Consider the following 22,361-nt stretch of genomic DNA (forward strand, 5'->3'; position numbering starts at 1 on the left):
AAAAGCCCTATTATTTTAGGGCTTTTTGTTGCGTGCAGATTATTTTGCATTACTTACCTGTGCTAGTAACTCTATAACTTTTTGTTGACCAAATGTTTGTGCAAATTGCTCTGCCGTTTGACCTGCTTTGTTTTGATGCGCGTTGTCGCAATCAAGTGATACAAGTGTTTTAGCTATACTAAATTCACCTCTAAAAATAGCAGCCATAAGCGCTGTGTTACCTCGGTTATCTTCTAAACAGGCATTAGCGCCTAAGTGCAAAAGCGTGTTTACCGTGTTTTTATTGCCATGATAAGTGGCAATCATTAATGCGGTGTAACCTTTATTGTTGTAGCTGTCGATAGGAATACCGGCATCTACAAATTGCTCTATTACGGCTGTATCGTTTGTACGAGCTGCGGCAAAGTAATAAGCAAATAAGCTTTGGTATTGTGTTTTTGCAGAATGTTGGCTTTCAACTTGCGTACTGGGTGTTTGTGTACTTGGGGTATTTTGAGCGTAAACGTTACTGGTAAAGCTCAGTAGTAGAGCGACTATAATTAATAAATTACGCATAACAATTGTCTCTTATAAAAAGAGGAAGGGGGGGTTATCCCTTCCTCATAATTGTGGTTGCTTATATAGCAGCTTGCTTAGTTGGGACTAATTTTTACAACTGATTACTTACAGCTAGTTAATTACAACTAGCTACTTACAAGTTAGCTGCTAGTTGTTTAACCATTTTAATATCGCCGTTTACAGCTTTAGTTAAACGTGTACCGTACTCACTGTCTGCTTTGTAAAAGTGGCTAAGCATTTTGTGTTTAACATTGCTGTTTTGCACTTTGCCTAAATCGCCTGCAAGGTTATTAACGAGGTTTGTACGTTCTTGCTTGCTAAAACCACGGTATAAAACACCGGCTTGCGCGAAGTTTTGTTGCTTTTTAATCGCGGCTTGCTGTACGTAGCCTTTAAGCTCGGTTTGGCTTCTACGTGCAATTGGGTTTTCAGCAACGTTTTCTTGACTTGGCTGGTAGTTTACATTGCCTGTAGTGTTACCAATATTCATTGCGCCGTCTTGGTTGTAGTTAACTACTTCAACTTTTGCACGGTTAATTGGCAATTGCTGGTGGTTAGCACCTAGGCGGTACATTTGTGTATCAGCGTAAGAAAACATACGACCTTGTAATAGTCTGTCTTCTGATGGCTCAATACCTGGAATAATGTTTGCCGGTGCCATTGCTACTTGTTCTGTAGATTGGAAGAAGTTAGTTGGCATACGGTTTAAGGTCATTGTTCCTACTTTAGTTTCTTTAATGTCTAACCACATTTTTGTTGCATCTAACGGGTTGTAATCAAAGTCATCAAGTTGCGACGGATCAAGCGTTTTAATGTACAGATCCCATTTAGGGAAATTACCTTTATTAACTTCAGTGTATAAATCGTGAGTTAAGTGCTGGAAATCTTTACTTTGCACCTTTGCTACTTCTTTTGCGTCAAGGTTATCAATGCCTTGTTGGCTTACCCAATGAAACTTAACGTATTTAACATCACCCGATTTATTAATCATTTTGTAAGAATGAACACCCCAGCCGTCCATTTTACGAAGGCTTGCTGGTGTACCGTAGTCGCTGTAAACCCACGTTAGCATTTGTGTAGAACCTGGTTCGTGGGAGAAAAAGTCAAATACACGGTTAGGATCTTGAATGTTATCTACCGGAGATGGTTTCAAAGAATGGATCATATCTGGAAATTTAATCGCATCACGTATAAAAAATACCGGTAAGTTAAGGCCGACTAAATCCCAGTTACCTTCATCAGTATAAAACTTAATTGCAAAGCCGCGTGGGTCACGCAATGTTTCTGGGCTGCCTTTAGAATGAATTACTGATGAAAAGCGAACAAATACGTCTGTTTCTTTACCTACTTCTGAAAAAGGGGCTGCAATTGTTAAATCGTCTAACTCTTTAGATGCTACAAACACACCATGTGCACCAACACCACGGGCATGAACAACACGCTCAGGAATACGCTCACGTGCAAAGCGTTGTAGTTTTTGAATTAGTTGTACGTCTTCTAGTAATACACTGCCACGTTCGCCAGCAGTAATCGAGTTTTGGTTGTCGCCAACAGCTGCGCCGTTATCTTTAGTAAGTGTTGTTGCTGCGCTTGCCGGTAATGCCATTGCAAGTGCTAGTGCAGTTAGTGTTAATTTTGTTTTGTTTATTTGAGTATTCATTGTCGACCTCATCTATTTAAAAGTGCCGGCAGTGGTGCAGGCTGTTAATCTGTTAACGATAGTATTGACTTTATTAACTTCGGTAAAACTGATTAATTAGATTGATGTGATTTGTAAAACAGATGAAATAAATTAACAGGAGCACTTTTTACGTTAACGGAATTTTTTTACTACGACCTTGGTCGCAATATGCTTTTATAAAGTTGATTAAATACAAAGGTTTTTAGTTTTATCTGAGTGTATTTTCACCAAGCTGGTGCGTTTTATACTTACAGTGTGTTGACATATTCGTGCAATAAAGGGAATATGCTCAATCGATGGGCTTATGCTCATTATTGAGTTGCACTAAAAAGCTGCACAATATTAATCGCGCTTAACTCGTTATACTTAAATTAGCTAAACCAAACAGTTTTAATAAGGTGACAAGATGAATACTAACATTGAGCTAGTGATATTTGATTGTGATGGCGTTGTTATTGATAGCGAAATTTTAAGCGCACAAGTACTCATTAATATGCTTGTTGAAAAAGGCGTTGATATTGACCGTGCTTATGTACAGCAACACTTTTTAGGCTGCAATTTTAAAACAGTAAGCCAAAAAATAGCGGATGCATTTAATGTCACTCTTCCTGAAAGCTTTGAAGGTGACTACCGCGAAGCACTGTTAAACGAATTTGAAACCGGGCTAACCACGACTGACGGTATAAAAGACGTACTTAACAATTTAGCTGTGCCTATTTGTATAGCTACTAGCAGCAGCCCAGCACGCACCGCAAAAGCGTTGAGCGTAGTGAGTTTAAGTAAGTACTTTAGCGATACGGTTTTTACCAGCAGCGAAGTTAAGCGTGGCAAACCAGCACCCGATTTATTTTTACATGCAGCTAAACAAATGGGTGTAAAGCCAGAGCATTGTTTAGTGATTGAAGACAGTAAAGCCGGCGTAAATGCAGGAATCGACGCCAACATGCAAGTACTGCATTACAGCGGTGGGCAACATATGCAAGGCTCTGTTAATCATGTGCACAGTGCTTACCCAAATGTTGATCATTTACCGCATTGGCAAGATTTTTTTAGTGCATACCCTGCACTTAAAAAGCAGTAAACACGCGGCTTTTTAAATAAACAAAGTTTTAAACGTGATTTGCTCGCCTTACACACTGACAGGCAAGCAAACGCAAAATATAAATGTAGATGGTTTTGCTTTACTAAAAATAAAACAAGACATGGCGAAACATCATGCGTTTATAAGCCAAATTATAAAAGGCAAAGTATTTAGGTATTAAATCTTTTGCTGTTAACAATAGGAAATACCATGGCAACGAGTCCACACACACAAACATTTAAAGATGTAAACGAAGAGCAACTTCCTGTTGCTAATAATAAGCTTCACGGCTGGAAACATTTTGCAGGGCTATATGCTGGCGAACATGTTGCGGCTACTGAATTTGTTATTGGTGCAACGTTTGTTGCATTAGGCGCTTCAACCATCGACATTCTACTGGGTTTATTAATAGGTAACCTGTTAGCAATGTGTTCTTGGTGGCTGATTACTGCACCCATTGCAGTAGAAACCCGCTTAAGTTTATATAACTACTTAAACAAAATTGCTGGTAACTCAATGACCAAGCTCTATAACTGGGCTAACGTGGTTATTTTTAGTGTTATATCTGCCGCGATGATCACGGTATCCTCCACCGCCGTGCGGTTTTTGTTTGATATACCTGCACAACTTGATTGGTATCCAAATAGCTTTTGGTTTGTAGCCATTGTTTTAGCTGTTGGCTCTATTGTTGTGTTTGTTGCGATGTATGGCTTTTCTACGGTTGCTGACTTTTCGAAACTGTGTGCGCCGTGGCTATTTGTTATATTTATTGCAGGTTCGTTCGCGTTATTCCCTGAGCTTTCAAATCACGTATTAGGTTCTACCTCTTTAACTAGCTTTAGCGACTTTATGACCATAGGCGACTCCTCCATATGGACGGGCACCAATGCCGATGGTGAAAAAGGTATTGGCCTATTAGAAGTGATTGGCTTTGCATGGGCTGCTAACTCAATTACTCACTTTGGTTTAATCGACATGGCTATTTTTAGATTTGCTAAACGCAAAAGCTATGGTTTGTTTTCTGGTGTGGGCATGTTTTTTGGTCATTACTTAGCGTGGATCTCTGCCGGTATTATGGGCGCAGGTGTTGCGGTATTACTTAAAACAACTATTTCATCACTTGATCCGGGCGATGTTGCATACCATGCATTAGGTTGGACTGGTTTTGTTATTGTAATTATTGCCGGTTGGACTACAGCTAACGCAAACCTTTACCGTGCAGGCCTTGCAGCACAATCTATATTTGTTAATCAATCACGTGAACGCACAACCGCTATTGTAGGTGTTGTAACCGTGATTATTGCGTGTTTCCCGTTTGTATTTTCACAAATGCTTCCGCTACTTACCTACGCAGGCTTATTAGTTGTGCCAGTAGGCGGCATTGTGTTTGCTGAACATGTGTTATTTCCTAAAATTGGCCTAACACGTTACTGGGCTAAATATAAAAACATTACTCGCAGCGTACCGGCTATAGCATCTTGGGCGTTAGCGCTTGTGTTTGGCTTTGGCTTAAACGCAATTGATGTAATGTCGTTTTACTACTTGTTTATTCCTACGTGGATTTTCACAATTGTTATTTACACGCTTTTAGCTAAAAAATACGGCGCCGGTGAAGATTACACACAAGAGATTGAAGCAGAAGAGCAAGAGCAACGTGATATTAAAGAATATCAAGCCGCTGAAGCTAAAGACATTCCAAAGCCAGTAATTGACAGCTCTGTATTTACCAAAGTACTTAATGCGGTTTCTACGGTTTCACTGGTTATTATTTTTATATTTGCCAGCCAGGTGATGTTTTTCAGTGAAACTATGAGTATGTACAGCGCTAATAAATCGCAATTCGAAATAGCCTGTTTTATTTGTACTGTTATTTATTTTGTTACTGCGTACTGGTCGTTAAAACGCCATAAAGTACTCAATACAGCATCGTAATTACTTATCGTAATACAGTATCGTAATTTATATTTTATTTTTGTTTAGTAAGGTCGCACCATGACGCAACATCAACACACTGACGCTCTAGTTACAGGGCTAAACCAACTAAGCTTGGCTCAATTACCAAGCCATGTTGATACACCAACCTACGACCGTAGCGCAGTTAAAGCCGGTATTGTTCATATTGGCGTGGGCGGTTTTCATCGTGCTCATCAAGCGGTATATGTTAACGAGCTTTTAAAAACCCCAGGCTCTGAGCAATGGGGCATATGTGGTGTTGGCCTTTTAGAGGGTAATCGTGGTCTGCGTGATATTTTAAAGCAGCAAGATTACCTTTATACGCTTACTGTTAGACACCCAGACGGTAAAATAGATAACAAAGTAATAGGCTCAATGATCGACTTTTTGTTTGCTCCAGAGGACAAACAAGCGGTAATTAATAAGTTAGCGCACAGCGATACTAAAATTGTGTCGCTTACTATTACCGAGGGCGGCTACAACTTTAACCCTGCAACGGGCGAGTTTGACACCAGCAATCCAGATATTATTAACGACATTAATAACCCGAACGACCCAATTACAGCGTTTGGTTACATTACGGCTGCGTTAAAACTGCGTAAAGAGCAAGGCTTAGGCGCATTTACAGTGCAGTCGTGCGATAACATTCAGCACAACGGTAACGTAACACGCAAAATGCTTTTAGCCTTTGCTACAGAGCAAGACAAAGACCTAAGTGAGTGGATTGAGCAAAACGTATCGTTTCCAAATGCGATGGTTGACCGTATTACACCGGTATCTAAAAAGAGTGATATTGATTACGTGGTTGATGCATATGGTGTTAGCGACGAGTGGCCAATTACCTGTGAGTCGTTTACACAATGGGTAATAGAGGACACATTTAGTGACTCTCGTCCAAATTGGGATGTTGTTGGTGCTCAGTTTGTTACTGATGTAACGCCTTATGAAACCATGAAAATACGTTTACTTAATGCAGGGCATTCTGTACTTGGTTTATTAGGTTCAATCCATGGCTATGGCACTATTGATGAAACGGTATCGGATGAATTATTTGCCACATACCTGCGTGCTTTTATGGATAAAGAAGTAACGCCAAATCTTGAACCACTTGAAGGCATTGACCTTGAAAGCTACAAAGATACGTTAATAGAGCGTTTTGCTAATCCTAATATTAAAGACAGCCTAGCGCGTATCTGTAGTGAAAGCTCAGCTAAACTGCCTAAGTTTTTAATTGCCACAATTAACGAAAACCTAGTACAAGGTCGAGATGTATCACTGGCAACGCTTGTTATTGCAACTTGGTGTTTATACAGCGATAAGGGTTTAAGTGAAAACGGCGAAAAGCTTGAAATTCAAGATGCGATGCACAAAGAGCTTAATTCTTACGCGCAAGAGACTCAAACTAGCCCGTCTGCATTTTTAAAGTTAACGAGCTTGTTTGGTAAGCTTGAGCATAACGAAACGTTTACTGCTGAATATAAAAAGTCGATTGCTGCGTTGTATGCACCTAATAGTAAAATTAAAGCCATTATGCAGGCTGTACTTGATCAAAAGAGTAACTAATTATGAGCATTTTAATTAATCATAAATCAGGCGAAAACGTAAGTGTTAGCTGCTTTGGCGAAGTGCTGTGGGATTGTTTTGATTCAGGTAAACGCTTAGGTGGCGCGCCACTTAATATGTGTGTGCGTATCAACTCACTAGGCATTAAAGCCGATATGATCAGCGCTGTTGGCAACGACGAGTTAGGCGCTGAGCTACTAGGCGAAATTACTAGCAAAGGCGTAAGCTGCGAATACATTGCTATTAATAGTGACAAAAAAACCAGCACGGTTGAGGTAACACTCGACAGTGGCGGCTCAGCAAGTTATGAAATAGTGGCAGACACTGCGTGGGATAATATAGCGCTTACTGATGAGTTACTTAGTAAAGTTAAAAGTAGCGATGTATTTGTATTTGGCAGCCTAATTGGGCGAAGCGAAGCGTCACTGGCAACATTAAATCAACTAGTTGATGTAGCAAACTTTAAAGTATTTGACGTAAACCTACGTGCACCGCATTACAAGCTAGAAACACTTGTAGATTTAATGAATAAAGCAGACTTTATTAAATTAAACGATGAAGAGCTATACGAAATAGCAAAAGCGATGGGTTGTAAGTTTCATTCGCTTGAACAAAATTTAGCGTTTATAGCACAGCAAACAAATACCGATTACTTATGTGTAACCAAAGGTAGCCACGGTGCTTTATTAACAATCAAAGGCGAGAATTTTTATAATTCAGGTTATTTAATTAGCGTAATTGACACTGTTGGCGCAGGGGATTCGTTTTTAGGTTCGTTAATTTATCAGCTTTGTAGCAACGACGACGCGCAATATGCCGTTGACTTTGCATGTGCCGTTGGAGCAATGGTCGCCGAAAGTTCTGGCGCAACACCTACTTTAACGCATCAACAAATTAGTGAGTTTATGAACCCACTTTAAAAAACATTGTGTGTGAAAGCGGTTATAACGTAAAAGTTTAACCGCTTTTTTTGTGCCCAAAATAAGACGTGTGTAATAAACATTCAATGTGGAGCGTTAAGTGTGCAGGTTGCGTAAATAGTGGCTTATATCGATTATTGTATTAGCTAAACGTCTTATTGTTTGAGGGTTGAAGCTTTGTTATTGTTCGTCGATTATTCACGGATTGAAAAGGCGGGGCGACACACAATGCGCTCTATAACTAAAATACAAAAAGAGAAACGTGCTTTATGATCATCTTTTTTATCTGCCTCACTATTTTAATACTGGGCTATAAGTTTTACAGCCCATTTGTTGAAAAACAAGCCGGTTTGGATTCAACTGCTGACACACCACAAAAACGCTTTAGCGAAGGTGTTGATTACGTAGCTATTCACCCTGTACGAGCATTTTTAATTCAGTTTTTAAACATTGCTGGCGTAGGTCCAATATTTGGCCCAATTTTAGGTGCTTTATACGGACCAGTTGCACTAGTATGGATTGTACTTGGTAATGTTTTAGGTGGCGCTGTACACGACTTCTTCTCAGGTGTAATGAGTATAAAAGAAGACGGTAAAAGCCTACCAGAAATCGCAGGCCATTATTACAACGTCGTATTTAAAGGCTTTATGCTTGTATTTACTGCCATGCTACTGTTTTTTGTAGGTGTAGTATTTATTATGAGCCCTGCAGGTTTGCTAAGTAACCTTGATTTTTTTGAAGGTACAATACTGGCAAATAATACCTTTTGGGTACTCGCTATTTTAGCGTATTACTTTTTAGCTACCTTGCTACCAATTGATAAAATCATTACTAAGTTTTACCCAATTTTTGGTGCGCTAATGATTGTAATGACAGTGGCAATTGCTATTTCATTACTTATTAATGCGCCGCACTTACCGGTACCAAGTGACTTTTTAGCTTACTTTGAAGCTGATCACGCTCATGACTTTTTAGAGCCAAATCCTGATGGACTACCAACATGGCCATTGTTATTTATAACAATTACCTGTGGTGCTATTAGTGGTTTTCACTCTACTCAAGCGCCAATTATTGCGCGTTGTTTAACTAACGAAAAATACGTACGTCCAGTTTATTACGGCGCTATGATGTGTGAAGGTATTGTAGGTTGTGTATGGGCACTTGCTGGTATTGCAGCGTTCCCAGATGGTTACGCGGGCTTAAAAGCATTGCTTGATCAAGGTGGTCCAGGTTTAGTTGTTAACCATGTAGCTAACAGTTACTTAGGTGTATTTGGCGGTATAATGGCAATTATTGCAGTAGCCGTTTTCCCAATTACTTCTGGTGATACAGCGTTCCGTTCACTACGTTTAACCGTTGTTGATGCGTTTAATATTCCGCAAAGTTTACGCAATCGCTTATTAGTAGCGGTGCCTATTCTTACTATTGCGTACTTTATGACGAAGCTCGATTTCTCATTAATTTGGCGCTACTTCGCGTTCTCAAACATGTTACTTTCTACAAGCGTGTTATGGCTTGCCACTAAGTACTTATTTGACCGTGGTACGTTCCATTGGATTGCGAGTATTCCGGCTGTTATAGCAACAGCGGTAACGGTTTCTTATATTGGTACTGCCGCAATTGGTCTTAACTTATCAAGCGATTATGGCAAACCTATTGGCGCTGTAGTTACAGTGATTGGCTTAATTGTTTTGGTGATTGTGCATTCTAAGCATAAAGTTAAACCAACAACGGTTTAGTTACTTATGAGTTGCGTAAAGTAAACTACGTAACTTAGCCAAACAAAAAAACGAGCTATTTTATAGCTCGTTTTTTATATTTAAATTAAAGCTAAACTAAAGCTAAATTAAACAGTTTGGGTAGCAAGTTCAAAGTAACTGTTGTCGTCGAGTGTTTTGCTTATCATCATTGCGCCCTCTAGTAAGCTCACTGTTTTAATAGCAGCTTGGGCGGGATTAGGTTCATCATTAGCTAAATGAGCTGCTTTAAGCCACTGTAAGTTATGATTAAAAAATCGCTGTACTTCAAGGCGTACTTTATCAGGTAGGCTATCGCTTTCGGCACCTAACAAACCACATAAACACATTTTTTTATCGGTAACTAATGCCCCTCTAAAAAGCTGCGTGTACACTTCAATAGGGTTTTTACCGCTCGCTTTTAGCTCGTCCGGCTCACCTAACGCAGCCAAAAAAGAGTTGGTATAGTGATGAGCAAGCTCTGCACCTAAATCAGCCTTAGTCGGAAAGTGATAATGCACACTGGCGCTTTTAATACCGACTTCGCTCGCAAGCTCTCTAAAACTAAAGTTACTGTAACCACCTAGGCGTACTTTATCCTGCGCAGCTTTTAATAGTTCTTCTTTTTTACTCATTTACATACTTCCCCATTGCAATAATAAAATTATCGACCAGTAGATAGTCATTTACAAGCCATTTTATTTTTATAAGCAACTTTATGATTTTAAAGGTTATTAAATTATGACCAAATGAAGGGTTAATTTAAAAATTGACTTACATTTAATTTAGGAATATAAGATACCTATCGATAGGTAGGTTGCTGCCATCAATTAACTTTTAAACAATAAAGAATGAGACTGCTATGAAAATCTATGATGTAGAAAACTTTCCAAATCCACTTCGTGTTCGTATCGCTTTAGCTGAAAAAAATGCCACTGCGAATGTTGAGTTTGTACCTGTTGACTTATTAAATGGTGAACATAGAACAGACGCATTTTTAGCTAAAAACCCTTCAGCCGGTGTGCCCGTATTAGAGCTAGATGACGGCACGTTTATATCAGAAAGTACGGCTATTACTGAGTACATTGATACCGCGTTTGAAGGTCCATCGCTAATGGGTGAAACCGCAAAAGAGCGTGCAGTAATTAACATGATGCAAAAGCGTGCAGAATCTATGGTGCTTGACGCTGTGGCAACTTACTTTCATCATGCAACTGATGGCTTAGGCCCAGAGCTAGAAACGTATCAAAACGTAGCGTGGGGTGAAAAACAAGGTGAAAAGGCACGCCAAGGGTTTAGCTATTTTAATGATGTATTAGCGCAATCAGCATTTGTTGGTGGTGAGCAGTTTAGTATTGCTGATATTACATTGTATGCTGGGCTGGTATTTGCTGGATTTGCACAAATAGCAATCCCAAATGAGTTAACCCATTTAGTAGCATGGCAAGAAAAAGTAGCAAAACGCCCAAGTGTTGCTGCTTAATTTACTTGTTTTAGGTTAGGGTTTAAGTAAAACACCGGTTAGGAGCCAAATATGAAAATTGCTGCCGATTTTAGTAAACGAGTTGTAGTACATAGCGAAACACTCCCGTGGGTTGCATCGCCAATGGCGGGCGTTGATAGGCGAGCGCTGGACCGGGTGGGCGACGAAGTTGCCCGCGCAACAACTATTGTTCGTTATGCACCGGGCAGTGAATTTTCACCACATGTACATACAGGTGGTGAGGAGTTTGTTGTGCTAGAAGGTGTATTTCAAGATGAGCATGGTGACTTTGTGGCAGGTTCTTATATCCGTAACCCACCGCAATCAATGCACAAACCGGGGTCTGAAAATGGCTGCGTTATATTTGTAAAGTTATGGCAGTTTCAGCCAGATGATCGAACCCACGTGCGTTTACAAACGGACTTGATGCAAAGTACGGCGCACCCTAGTTTTAAAAATGTAGCCGTAACCCCTTTATACAAAGACGATTTTGAAGACGTAAGCTTGTTGCACTTTAAGCCCAGCGCCTGCATGGTTATAAACGCAAAAGGTGGAGCAGAGCTGCTAGTACTTGAAGGCTCATTTGATGAACAAGCCGATACCCTTGTAAAAAACAGTTGGTTAAGAGTGCCTATTAACAGCTCTGTTAACGTTAAAGCGGGAAGTAATGGTGCAAAAGTATGGCTTAAAACGGGCCATTTAACTGATGTAGAAAACCAGATATCCCGCGTACAAAACGCATAATTGAGTAGTTTATTTAAGATTATTTATTGATCTAGTTCAGGACTATTTATTGATTTAGTTCAGGACTAATTAATTTTAGAGGGTGTACTTTTACCATTCAGCCTATTTAAGGAGAGCAGTAATGGTACACACAACACATGGTTTATCGATTGGTCTTGAACGTGCAGGAAGAGAGTTTTTTTTAAAACTTAAAGCCGTTGGAACGCTTACTCACGACGACTATAAAATAATCACCCCAATGATAAATTCAGCACTTAGCGAAGTTAAGCACCCAGTCGTGAACGCCTTAATAGATGGTAGCGAACTTGAAGGCTGGGAACTACGCGCAGCGTGGGATGACTTAAAGTTAGGTGTTAAACACTCTAAAGAATTTAAAAAAGTAGCTATTTACGGTAATAAAGAGTGGCAAGCTCGAATGGCAAAAATAGGTAACTGGTTTATCTCGGGTGAGGTTCAATACTTTGAAAATGCTACCGCAGCCATAGATTGGCTAGATGAATAGCTTGATTGAAAAAATTAAATTAAAGCTCTCTTATAGAGTGCTTTTTTCTTTATGGGTAACGTTATTTGATGAATTACTATAACTGGCGCGGGCCATATAGCTATAATCGAATGCTTGCCCCTGCTGTAGCAGAAGACAAACTTAACCCACTGTCCGGAATTAGTTGACCACAACAGTCTTGTTTTGTAGTAAGAGCGCTAATGACTTATTTAATGGATGAAATGAAATAACCCGGCGATAAAAGATAAATTATTAATCTAAAATTAAATTTAATGGCACCGTTTTGTATATTTCATTAGGGTGGCAGTCTAGTTCAGTAAAAAGATGAACGCTTAGTCCAAAAGTAAATTTAGTGACTCGGCTTTGTCTATTTAATTATAGTAATTAAAGTGGTTCTCTTGTTTAATCCTTCCGCATAATAGAAATATCAAATGTTTGAGTAAATACTTAATTCAGGGATAAAAATGAAAACTATAATCAAAAAAATGTCATACCTTGTATTATGTGTATTGCTAACAAGCGGTTGCACTACCGCTAGTCCTAGTAGATTAGGGCCTGATGTAACGCCTGCGTTGTATAGTATTGAAACCCCATACACTATTAGTAAAGTGAGATCAGCTAATCGCAAATCTGGCTCATACATCGTAGGCTCAAGTTACGAGGGGACTTTATTTGCAGTAGATTATGACGGTAAAGTTTTATGGGAAAATAAATTGTCTGGTTTTATGAACCATGATGTTTGGACACAAGATATTACCGGTGATGGTAATGATGAAATATTGACCGCTAATGCAGATGGTCATGTGTATTGTTTATCCGACAAAGGTAAATTGAAATGGTCATTTAAAATTAATGATGCACCTATGTACTCTGTTACCGCTATAAAAAAAGATAATACTTCATATGTGGTCGCCGGTGGTTTTGATAATAATTTTTATTATTTAGACACTCAAGGTAAGTTAATAAAAACCATTGCATCTTCAACTTATTCAATTGAAAAATCGCGCCCAAACAAAGCAACCAAAGATAACCCTCAGGCACGTTCTCAACCAGCGAAACGTCACTCAATCAACTTTTTAAGAGCACTTAAACAAGCCGACGGTAGTGATGTTTTAGCGGTGCTAGGTGTTGTTAATTCAATGCAAGGATCTGGCGCTATATATTTATTTAAACCACTCGCAGATAAGCCATTTATTGCTGACCCATTAAAAGCGATGCGCTCACCCATTGGTGATATACGTGTAGTAGATATTGATGACGACGCAAATCAAGAGGTGCTTTTGGGCAGCACTAAAATGAAAAACCAAAGCATCGCCTTATATGATCCTAAAACAAAGTCTGAAACCGTTATTCCATTAAAAACAATATCACCTATATTCGGTAAGTTTGGTTATCGAATAGCTCAAACCGAACTAGTTGAATATCAAGGTGAAAAAAGTATATTTATCCTTTACGGTAATAGTTTAACTATTATTCCTGCCACTATGAAAAAAGCTAAAACTAATGTGGTTACAGGAAAGTATTCGTATAACGATATGTGGAAAGACCCTGCAACAAATAAAATTATTTTAGCCAGTAGTCAAAGTGGTGGTAGCAGCATTCACGTTTTAGATATTGCGAAAAAAGGATGGGATAATCAATTTAAAAACTTAAATCCTCCTGGAAAAATTGCTGCTATTTTGAATAATATTGACAAGGTAAACCAGCAGTTAACGCATTACCAAGAAACGACATATAAACATAAACCATTACCTGTATATTTAATGTCTGATATAAATAAGACATCAAAGAAAGTGGTTAAACACATCACGAATGAATACGATAGCCCTATATTTCTTGATTCAGGCAACCTGGGTACTGAAAATTGGGATCGTTCTGCAATACCGAACAAGGTTTATCAAAATAAACGTGACCGAAGAAAAAAATATGATTTATCGCAAGCCGAAATATTAGAAAAAGCCAAACAACTCTACAGTGGTGATGTTGGTGCAGCCTATTGGGGCGGTCATGGTAACGATCCATACTACCGTAGTTTAGATACTCATATTAAAACCTTAAAAGTAGCCAATGGGAAAAAATCTGTTTTAATTTTTCCTGAAGTGGCTCACTACGATAAAGATTTTGAAATAATGTTAGAAGATTTTATGTTTCCTTTAGCGGAGGCGGCACAAAAACTCAACGGCAACTTGTTTTTAAGGAACAAGCACACGTTCTGGCAATCAATGGTTTATAAAAAAGGGTGGTCAAGGCTAATTTCCGGTGAATTTGCCGATGTTTTTGTACCTGCAATGGAAGAAACTACTGATAAATCGATGGAATTAAGCATTGCCGGTAGAGTCGGTTTGTGGGCTAGTGGTTCGGTTAACAATTGGGGAGCGCGTTTAGCTCGAGATAACACAAGTTATGATCGATTAAGACAAAATTCGCATCAAATGTTGCCTAATCATGCTCTGCGACAGTACATCTATAGTGCAGCCAATGGCGCGACTTATATTAATAATTTTCCTGTTGACCAAACACACATGAAAACCTTTTGGGATTTAATTGGCAAAGGCGCGTTGTACATACCTAAACCTAATGAAATTTTAAGCTATTCACCTGTAAATATTGGCATGTTGCCACCAGATAACCATTATTTAGATGAAGGGAATAATGTTAAAACAACGTCGCTGTATGATCAAAAGGTCGAAGATGAAAATCCAATGGTATTCAGCCGACTAAATGGCTCATGGCCTGGTGCTCCTGTGACTGAGTGGGATTTTTCACGTTATGCCGCAGGTGTTAAAGAAAGGCGTTTGGGTTTCTTACCTCAATACCCAAACGGTTTAGTGTTAATTACACCACCACAAAAGGGCGTATTCGCTGATGATAAAGCAGCTAGAGGTGCTTTAGTTGATCATTTACACCCTATTTATAAAAACATTATGCAAGAGTACTTAACTGACGGTAGGGAGTATGTTTCTGCAGATGGAAAACAACATTTTTCAGCAAAAGAGTTTTATAAAACGATAGAAAAAAGTATTAAAGAGAAATCAGCGTTATTACCAATTACCGTTAAAGGAAATGTTGCCTGGGTTGTTGCGCAAACATCCCCTACTAATTTACGTTTAACCTTGATTGACGGCGGTTATATTAATCCACAAACAGCACTAGCTGAGGTAACCTTTAACACTATATCGCCTAAAAAAATTAAAGATATTTTGTCAGGGGATGAGTTTAAAATCACAAATGGGAAGATTAATGTTCAGTTACCTACAGGTGGGTTTAGGTTTTTAGATATCACTTTAGAAAAACGATTATAGAAAAATGGGTGCAATAAAAGAAACCGTATATTTTGGAGCTTACAAAATATAGTACTATAAAATTAATTACTCTGATTAAAGTTTACGTGATAAAGAAACCTTAATGTATATAAAATATTACTTATAGTGCGCTGCTATTTTAGAGCGCGCTGACCTTTGGTTTTTTCTAGGGAAGATGCTCCTTTGTTACCTACACGGATGTCATAGTTAAGTACTTAAGAAAAATGTTAAGTACAGCCTTAATAATTTGGCTCAGGTCTTTCTTTTTGCCTTTAGTGTTTATAAATAATGAATCACACAAAAAGCTGAGCTATGTAGACAAAATGAAAGTAAAAATAGACAGACCAATTGCTCGACAACAGCTGTTTATTAAAGAAAGCCAAATGACTTGACCGTATAGAGCCTACTTTTCTTCAAATAGAAAGCGGAATATTACAGTGATTTAAGGCATGAATAAATTGACCTTACGGGGCCTGGTGAAAGTGAATGCCTTTAATTTATTGTGCGGCAGCTGTATTACCTTGTTCATAATATAGAAAAGCTGCAAAATACGATACATTAAGAAGGGGAAGCCCTTTTAACCTAAATTTAAGCTACTCAAGCACCCTTAATCCCTTCCAAAACGCCAATTAAAACAATATCAAATACTTCTATATTCTGCGTAAAAATACAGTAATCAATTGAACCAAAATAGGAACTCAGCTATGGTTTATTAATCAATAAAAACAAATAAAAACAAATAAAAAAACGAGTTAATCTACAGGCTCGTTATATTTACAGGAGGTAACTTGAGAGAGAGGCATCCCGTTTGGGAAGTATATGACTTGCTACGAACAGCAAAGTTGAATGAGAAATACTTTGGATACAGGCTCCAAAAGTATGTACGAATTAACAATTTAATGGAGTTTACTATCGCTGCAACAGCCTCGACATCTGCTATAGCTGGCTTAACTTTGTGGAGTGACGGTCTGGGTGGTGTTTTTTGGCAAGTATTTTTGGTCATTTCGGCGGTTATATCTGTTGCGAAACCAATCTTAGGTATAACCAAAAGAGTGCGTCTATATGAAGAAGTACTTAGCGAATATCGAGTTTTATCATATGAGTTGATACAGCTAAAAGTGAGTATCAGTACGACTAGGGAATACAATGAAACTCACGAAATTAAGTTCAATGAAATTATGGAAAAACAAGCGACTTTAGTCAGTAAGTCTCCTGAAAGCACTGAAAAAAAAGCAGTAAAAACAAAATGTATCGATGAAGTTCTCAAAGCATATCCACCTGAAAGCTTCTTTGTTCCAAAAGGTATCTGAGATGTCAAAAAAAGAAAGTAACGACGTAGGTAAAGGCTCTACGAAAGGTAGCGATAAAGACGGTGTTGGGCGAGGTAAAGCATCTCGTGGTGATTCAGGTAAGGGTCCGTGGCGGGGTACTCCTAGTGGTAAGGGGCGCAGTCAGGGAAAGGGCTCTGATGACAAACCTATGATACATGTTGAACCTGATAACCCATGGCCAAGAAAATAAACATAGCAAACTGTTTAAGAGTGATTCACAACACGCGGCATTTTTACTATCCGTTGGTTTTAGTGGTTAAGGTGTTATGCGGCGGCATCGGTATTGCGTTGCTCACACCTTAACTCGGCGTTGAGGCTGTAGAATTACTCTTTTTAGGAACGTATCCAACTACATTCAATTGATTGCATTTTAACCTTTAATCCATCTATTCGCTGTGATCTAATAGATATTATTCACCTATGGTAAACCGTTATGGCACTTTCTTTGGGTGAGAAGTTAAGCCTGACTTATCCTGTCAAAATAAATTCATTCCTATCAATTTTGCTTAGCAAATTTTGCCTGGCACCTTTGGGTATGCCCTTTGTTATATTGTCGAAAATAAAATCGACTTGTCGGGCTTTGACACGTGGTATAACAACGACAAAACGGGCGCGGCGGTGTATCCACCCTCGGTAATGCTAAAGATTATTTTACTGGGTTATGCGCATGGTGTTATTAGTAGCCGCCGCATTACACATTGGCGAACTAATGTGAGTAATTGTAAAAATTTACTCGCATAACATTTGAAATTATTAATAAGCACCAAGCCTGCATCACTGCAGTTATTTTCATGCGTGTAATTCAGGTTTAATAGCAACAATGGCATATTTAATTGATTAGATGAGAGCAACCAAGTAATAAAAGACAAATACCCAGGCTAAAAAACAAATTTAGAAGTATTATCTTATTTTTTAAATTAAGATGGATGTTTAGCTTAGAAAACCACTAAACAATCGAGTCGAGGCTAATTTTTAGATAGGATTGAGACATTAAAAGTAACATAACGAATTATGATTTTAATACAAGTAAATAGGCAGGGCCAAACTCTCCCTCATACTAAAAATACTAATGCATCTTATATACAGGAATGTAGATGAAAATCTGGAAAGGCACGTTTGCGATACTTACCACACTGACATTACTGGTTGGGTGCGATTGGTTTGACGATAAAGTAACAGTGGCACCTGAGCAACAGGCTTATTTGATACCTGAACGTCATATAGAGAACGTTAAGTTACAAAAGCTATCGGCTAAAACATTATCTAATGAGCAGCTTTATCGTCGTGCTTTAAGTTTGTGGCCTGTAGCTTATCGCGAGCTTAGTATTCCTACCTCACTTGGTCAGGCTCGGGTTATTGTAGCAGGGCCAGAAGATGCTGAGGCTGTTGTTCTATTGCATGGTATGCAAGCGAACTCAGCTATGTGGTACCCTAATATAGCGGCGTTAGCCGAACACTATCGGGTTTATGCCATTGACGATTTACTTGGTTCTGGAGGCTCACTTGCTGATACCGATATTTCAGGAATGACTCAAGTGGTAAGTTGGTATCAAGAATTATTTGATCTATTGCAATTGGACTCGATAAATCTAGTTGGTGCCTCGCGGGGAGGTTGGCAGGCGACTGCTATTGCACTAGCAGAATCAAATAATGAAATGTCGCGCATTCAAGCTTTGGTGTTGCTTAGCCCTGCGCAAACGTTCGGTTGGATTGAGCTAAGCGGTGACTTATTGTCGAGTATTTTGTTTACGTTAAACCCTGTACGCGATGAGGTTCAAGAGAGCTTAAAAACTTTGTCTACCAAAGTGTACTTGATTAACTCTATTTACTTGGATCAATATGTGGCAGCACTTGATGATAATCCAGTACCAGGTTTAATTACCGAAATGCGACCATTTTCAGATCAGCAACTCCAACAAATTACTCTGCCTACACTAGTTATGATTGGTGATAATGACATAATGAACAATCAAGATAGTCTTGAGAGGGCAAATAAAATGCTGAAAAAAGTTCAAACTATACAGATTCAAGATGCGGGACATTTTTTAACAGTCGATCAAGCTGAGCAAGTAAATCGTGCAGTATTAGATTTTTTATCTCTTTAATTTTTGGTGAGTTTACGTAAGCATAAAATTTTTACTCAAATCCCCACGGATATCACGTTAACTATTGAAGCAAATAAAGTAAGACACTTAGCTTTTCGCAGTTTGTATTTGGGTGCAGGTTGTACGGAACAACTAAATTGTAATTTTTAGTGTTAATACTTTTCTCAGCTATTTTAAAGGTTCTTTTAGAAGTGCAAATTACGCCTTTTTTATTTCCTCGAATTTCTCATCGTTTGCGACCATCTCAATGAGTTAGGGTAATTTAATGAAAGGTGAATACTTAAACCAGCCATTGCAACGTTTTAATAGGAATAGATAAAGTAATTATTCCTAACAAGGTTTTTGTTGATAGGACAACTAATGTGTTCCTTGAGCAAATAAAAGCGTTATAAAAAAAGCCGCTCGTTGTAACGAGCGGCTTAACTATTCTAACTAAGGGATGCTTTAGAACGTGTAACGAGCACCAATTGAGTAACGAGGACCGTATTGATTAGCAAATAAGAACTGCTCTTCGTAACGTCCGTAACCTTCTTCGGTTGCATTGTTTAAGTTTATGCCATCAAAAAATACCGTTACGTTTTCGTTTACATCGTAGTTAACGCTCATATCCCATTGGCCATACGCTTTAGCATATTGCGGAGGCGCATCAGCTGAACCTTGCGCTTGGCCTACACCAATTAAGTACGCGTCGCGCCATGCGTAAGTAATTTTAACTGATAGGCCGTCTTTTTCGTAAAAGCCTTGGAAGTTAGCTGAGTCACTTAAGCCTGTAAGTGGTGCTTGTTGATCAAGGCTTTCGCTATCAAATTCAACGTCGCCATCTACAAATGTTGCGTTAACACCAATACCAAAACCGGTTTCACCAATTAAGTGCTGAACAGCTACTTCAAAACCATCTACCGATTTACTGTCGGTGTTTTGTGGTTGGCTAATATTCCATGTTATTAGCGGATCGTCGCTGTTTGGTTCAATAACGCCATTTGCATTGCCGTAACCGCTGGCAATCATTTGTGCAAAAATAGCGTCGGTTGTTGCTTGCTCGCCACGTGATTCAATATCGCTTACGGCTTGTAAGTAACGAGGACCGTTTAAAATATCGTGCAAGCCATCAATAGTGGTTTGCGTAATGGTGGTTTGAATAAAGTTATCAACATCTTTTTTAAAGTAACCAACAGATGCGTAGCTGCCTTCTGCGTAGTAATACTCAAGTGATAAATCAAGGTTTGTTGATTCAAACGGTAATAAGTTTGTATTACCTTGGCCACCTGTACGAGAACCTGGTTTTGGGCTGCCTGTTAAACTACGACCACCGGCTAGATTACCTAGTGGTGCACGCGACATTGTTTTACCCCAAGATACGCGGGCTACTACGTCTTCAGTTAAATCAACACTTACGTCGATTGAAGGCAGTAAAACATCGTAATCACCTTGTTGCTCTAAGAAGTTATCATCGCCGCCAGCAGCGTATTGCATGATCCACTCTGAAGCGCTGATCCAATTAACTTGATCTTCAACGCGTTGGCGCACAGTACTTGTTACGTCTGTTTGCTCATAGCGTAGGCCTGCATTTACTTTTACGTAGTAGTTACTTACGTCAAATTCCCAGCTTGATTGAACATAAAAGCTATTAGTGATTTCTTCTACGTAGCTCTCGCTATCTATTCCGTCTGCGTATGCATTAGCTGTATATGCATCGCCACCCGTTACATCAGCCGTTAAATACGCAATTTGGCGCGCAACAGCTTCGTCAAAGTCATAGGTATAGTAGTAACCAGGTTGTAAGTCGCTGCCGCCGCCATCAAACTGATCTAAAAGGCCTGATGTATCGTTGCGGGTAAACATACTATCTGGGAATATTTCTGTATACGATGGGTTAAAGCCTGGACCACCTACTAAACCACTCCACGCGGTGTAACCACCGGTGTTTTGTTCTGTACGTGATGCGCCAAATTTAACTTTAACTAAACCAATGTCATAGCTTTCGTTATACCATGTCGTATGCAGCTGTAATTGTTCAATGTTTGATTCACCTGGTGAATGAATAAACTGACTAAAGTTTGAATCAATTTCGCCAGGCGTTAATTCACTTGTGCCATTTAACCAATTAACTTGTGCACTGGGTACTTCGCCCGTACGGTAATCATAAATTTTATTAGCTAGCTGATCAGAACCTAAAATTACTTGGCCGGCACTTCCCAGCCCGTTGTCGGCGCCGTTATCAGTTTCGTTTTTAGAGTCGTGGTAATCAAGCTCTACGTGCCACGTGTCGTTAATTTCCCAATCTAGATTTAAACCTAGAGAGCGCGCTTTTACTTCTGTAGTACCTTTATTAGCTGTGAATGATGCATCGTTACCGCTAATATCAGCATAAACAGCTGTACCATTTTCATCTAGTTCGTAGCCATTAATATTGCTACCAAAGTCGTTCCAAATACCCCAACCAATACTTTGAGAACCTGTTACAGCTTTACTTGCGGTGTAATCAAGTGTTGCTACAAAGCCATCTACCGGTGCAAACTGAAAAGTAACTTGTCCGTTCGTACGTTCACGTTCTACATCTTCAATAGAGTAGTTCATGTCTTTAGGGAAGTAGTAGTTACCTGATGTATCTGTACGGTTATCAACAACGTTGCTGCTATCTAAATCAGGTAGGTCTACGTTTGCTTGCCAGCCTTGAATATTGGCACTTTGTTTTTGAAAGTCACGCTCTTGGTGCGAAAACGAAAAACCAAAACCAAAAGTGTCATCTACAAAAGTATTGCTGTAAACAGCAGAAAACTCTGGTGTTACGTCATCGCCAGCTTCGTTTGACGAGTCGTGGTTTGCTTTAACGGTTGCTGAAAAGTTCTGACCCGGCTTTTGAAAAGGGCGCGCAGTAGAAATATTAACTGTTGCACCTAAGCCACCGCTTGGCACGTCTGCACGTGCAGTTTTAAATACTTCAAGCGCGCTTACACCTTCAGAGGCGATGTTTTCAAGGTTATACGAACGTGTATAACCTGTGCCCGGCATTTGGCGGCCATTTAAGGTAATTAAGTTAAACTCAGGGCCAAAACCACGTACTGTAATTTGGCTACCTTCACCGTTTGCACGGCTCACCGATACGCCGGTAATACGTTGTAATGATTCTGCTAAGTTGGTATCTGGGAATTTACCCATTTCTTCAGATGAAATGGCATCTACAATGCCAGAAGAGTCGCGTTTCATATCCATAGAACGAATAAGTGAACCACGAATACCTTTTACTTCAATAACTTCTACATCAGATGAAACGCTTGTTTCTGCTTCTGCCGCAATAGCTGTGTTTAATGTGCTCGCAGCAATGATGAGAGACACAGAAGCCGCAAGTTGGCTCTTTTTAAAATTGAATGTGTTCATAATAGCTCTGCTTTATAAAATGTT

16 protein-coding genes and 2 pseudogenes are annotated in these 22,361 nt (G+C 39.1%); 14 read left to right on the forward strand and 4 right to left on the reverse strand.

Annotation, left to right across the window (positions count from 1 at the left end; genetic code table 11):
* Positions 1-39: 39 nt before the first annotated feature.
* Positions 40-555, reverse strand: coding sequence for an ankyrin repeat domain-containing protein (locus I6F48_RS13485; protein ID WP_165728997.1), 516 nt, complete (start codon positions 553-555; stop codon positions 40-42).
* Between the two features lie 136 nt (positions 556-691).
* The gene (locus I6F48_RS13490; protein WP_197119630.1) at positions 692-2,218 is read right to left on the reverse strand and encodes a catalase; all 1,527 of its coding nucleotides are present in this window, start codon (positions 2,216-2,218) and stop codon (positions 692-694) included.
* 427 nt (positions 2,219-2,645) lie between these two features.
* Here I6F48_RS13490 and I6F48_RS13495 point away from each other — a divergent pair, with 427 nt between their 5' ends.
* From I6F48_RS13495 to I6F48_RS13515, 5 genes are all read left to right on the forward strand, one after another.
* Entirely contained in the window at positions 2,646-3,320 is a 675-nt protein-coding gene (locus I6F48_RS13495) for an HAD family hydrolase (RefSeq protein WP_165728995.1), read from the forward strand.
* Between the two features lie 210 nt (positions 3,321-3,530).
* The gene (locus tag I6F48_RS13500; RefSeq protein WP_024591939.1) at positions 3,531-5,252 is read left to right on the forward strand and encodes a purine-cytosine permease family protein; all 1,722 of its coding nucleotides are present in this window, start codon (positions 3,531-3,533) and stop codon (positions 5,250-5,252) included.
* 60 nt (positions 5,253-5,312) lie between these two features.
* Positions 5,313-6,836, forward strand: a complete 1,524-nt coding sequence (locus I6F48_RS13505) for a mannitol dehydrogenase family protein (RefSeq protein WP_197119631.1) — start codon at positions 5,313-5,315, stop codon at positions 6,834-6,836.
* Positions 6,837-6,838: 2 nt separating this feature from the next.
* Positions 6,839-7,756: a carbohydrate kinase family protein gene (locus I6F48_RS13510; protein ID WP_007584308.1), complete on the forward strand. Its 918-nt coding sequence runs from the start codon at positions 6,839-6,841 to the stop codon at positions 7,754-7,756.
* 269 nt (positions 7,757-8,025) lie between these two features.
* The gene (locus I6F48_RS13515; RefSeq protein WP_197119632.1) at positions 8,026-9,495 is read left to right on the forward strand and encodes a carbon starvation CstA family protein; all 1,470 of its coding nucleotides are present in this window, start codon (positions 8,026-8,028) and stop codon (positions 9,493-9,495) included.
* A gap of 107 nt (positions 9,496-9,602) precedes the next feature.
* Here I6F48_RS13515 and I6F48_RS13520 read toward each other — a convergent pair whose 3' ends face one another.
* Positions 9,603-10,127: a TetR/AcrR family transcriptional regulator gene (locus I6F48_RS13520; protein ID WP_166420381.1), complete on the reverse strand. Its 525-nt coding sequence runs from the start codon at positions 10,125-10,127 to the stop codon at positions 9,603-9,605.
* 227 nt (positions 10,128-10,354) lie between these two features.
* Between I6F48_RS13520 and I6F48_RS13525 the strand changes: the two genes are divergently transcribed.
* From I6F48_RS13525 to I6F48_RS13560, 9 genes and pseudogenes are all read left to right on the forward strand, one after another.
* The gene (locus tag I6F48_RS13525) at positions 10,355-10,975 is read left to right on the forward strand and encodes a glutathione S-transferase family protein (protein WP_166420380.1); all 621 of its coding nucleotides are present in this window, start codon (positions 10,355-10,357) and stop codon (positions 10,973-10,975) included.
* Between the two features lie 51 nt (positions 10,976-11,026).
* Positions 11,027-11,719 carry a cupin domain-containing protein gene (locus I6F48_RS13530; RefSeq protein WP_166377425.1) on the forward strand — a complete coding sequence of 231 codons (693 nt, stop codon included), beginning with the start codon at positions 11,027-11,029 and terminating at the stop codon, positions 11,717-11,719.
* Between the two features lie 121 nt (positions 11,720-11,840).
* On the forward strand, positions 11,841-12,221 hold the full coding sequence (locus I6F48_RS13535; RefSeq protein WP_197119633.1) for an STAS/SEC14 domain-containing protein: 381 nt from the start codon (positions 11,841-11,843) through the stop codon (positions 12,219-12,221).
* Between the two features lie 464 nt (positions 12,222-12,685).
* A complete protein-coding gene (locus I6F48_RS13540; RefSeq protein ID WP_197119634.1) occupies positions 12,686-15,523 on the forward strand; it encodes a PQQ-binding-like beta-propeller repeat protein in 2,838 nt (945 codons plus the stop codon).
* Positions 15,524-15,801: 278 nt separating this feature from the next.
* Positions 15,802-16,085 (forward strand): annotated as a pseudogene (locus tag I6F48_RS21545) (hypothetical protein); the annotation flags it as partial.
* Between the two features lie 262 nt (positions 16,086-16,347).
* Complete coding sequence (locus I6F48_RS13545; protein WP_165740551.1) at positions 16,348-16,833, forward strand: hypothetical protein; 486 nt, start codon at positions 16,348-16,350, stop codon at positions 16,831-16,833.
* Between the two features lies 1 nt (position 16,834).
* On the forward strand, positions 16,835-17,044 hold the full coding sequence (locus tag I6F48_RS13550; protein WP_165740552.1) for a hypothetical protein: 210 nt from the start codon (positions 16,835-16,837) through the stop codon (positions 17,042-17,044).
* A gap of 299 nt (positions 17,045-17,343) precedes the next feature.
* Positions 17,344-17,547: pseudogene (locus I6F48_RS21550) on the forward strand (transposase); the annotation flags it as partial.
* A 401-nt stretch (positions 17,548-17,948) separates the two neighbouring features.
* On the forward strand, positions 17,949-18,959 hold the full coding sequence (locus I6F48_RS13560; protein WP_197119635.1) for an alpha/beta fold hydrolase: 1,011 nt from the start codon (positions 17,949-17,951) through the stop codon (positions 18,957-18,959).
* A 444-nt stretch (positions 18,960-19,403) separates the two neighbouring features.
* On the opposite strand, the gene I6F48_RS13565 is transcribed toward I6F48_RS13560, so the two are convergent.
* Positions 19,404-22,337, reverse strand: coding sequence for a TonB-dependent receptor (locus I6F48_RS13565; RefSeq protein WP_197119636.1), 2,934 nt, complete (start codon positions 22,335-22,337; stop codon positions 19,404-19,406).
* Between the last annotated feature and the right edge of the window lie 24 nt (positions 22,338-22,361).

The sequence above is a fragment of the Pseudoalteromonas sp. SWYJ118 genome (assembly GCF_015864505.1).
In the GTDB taxonomy this organism is placed as follows: Bacteria; Pseudomonadota; Gammaproteobacteria; order Enterobacterales; family Alteromonadaceae; genus Pseudoalteromonas; species Pseudoalteromonas arctica.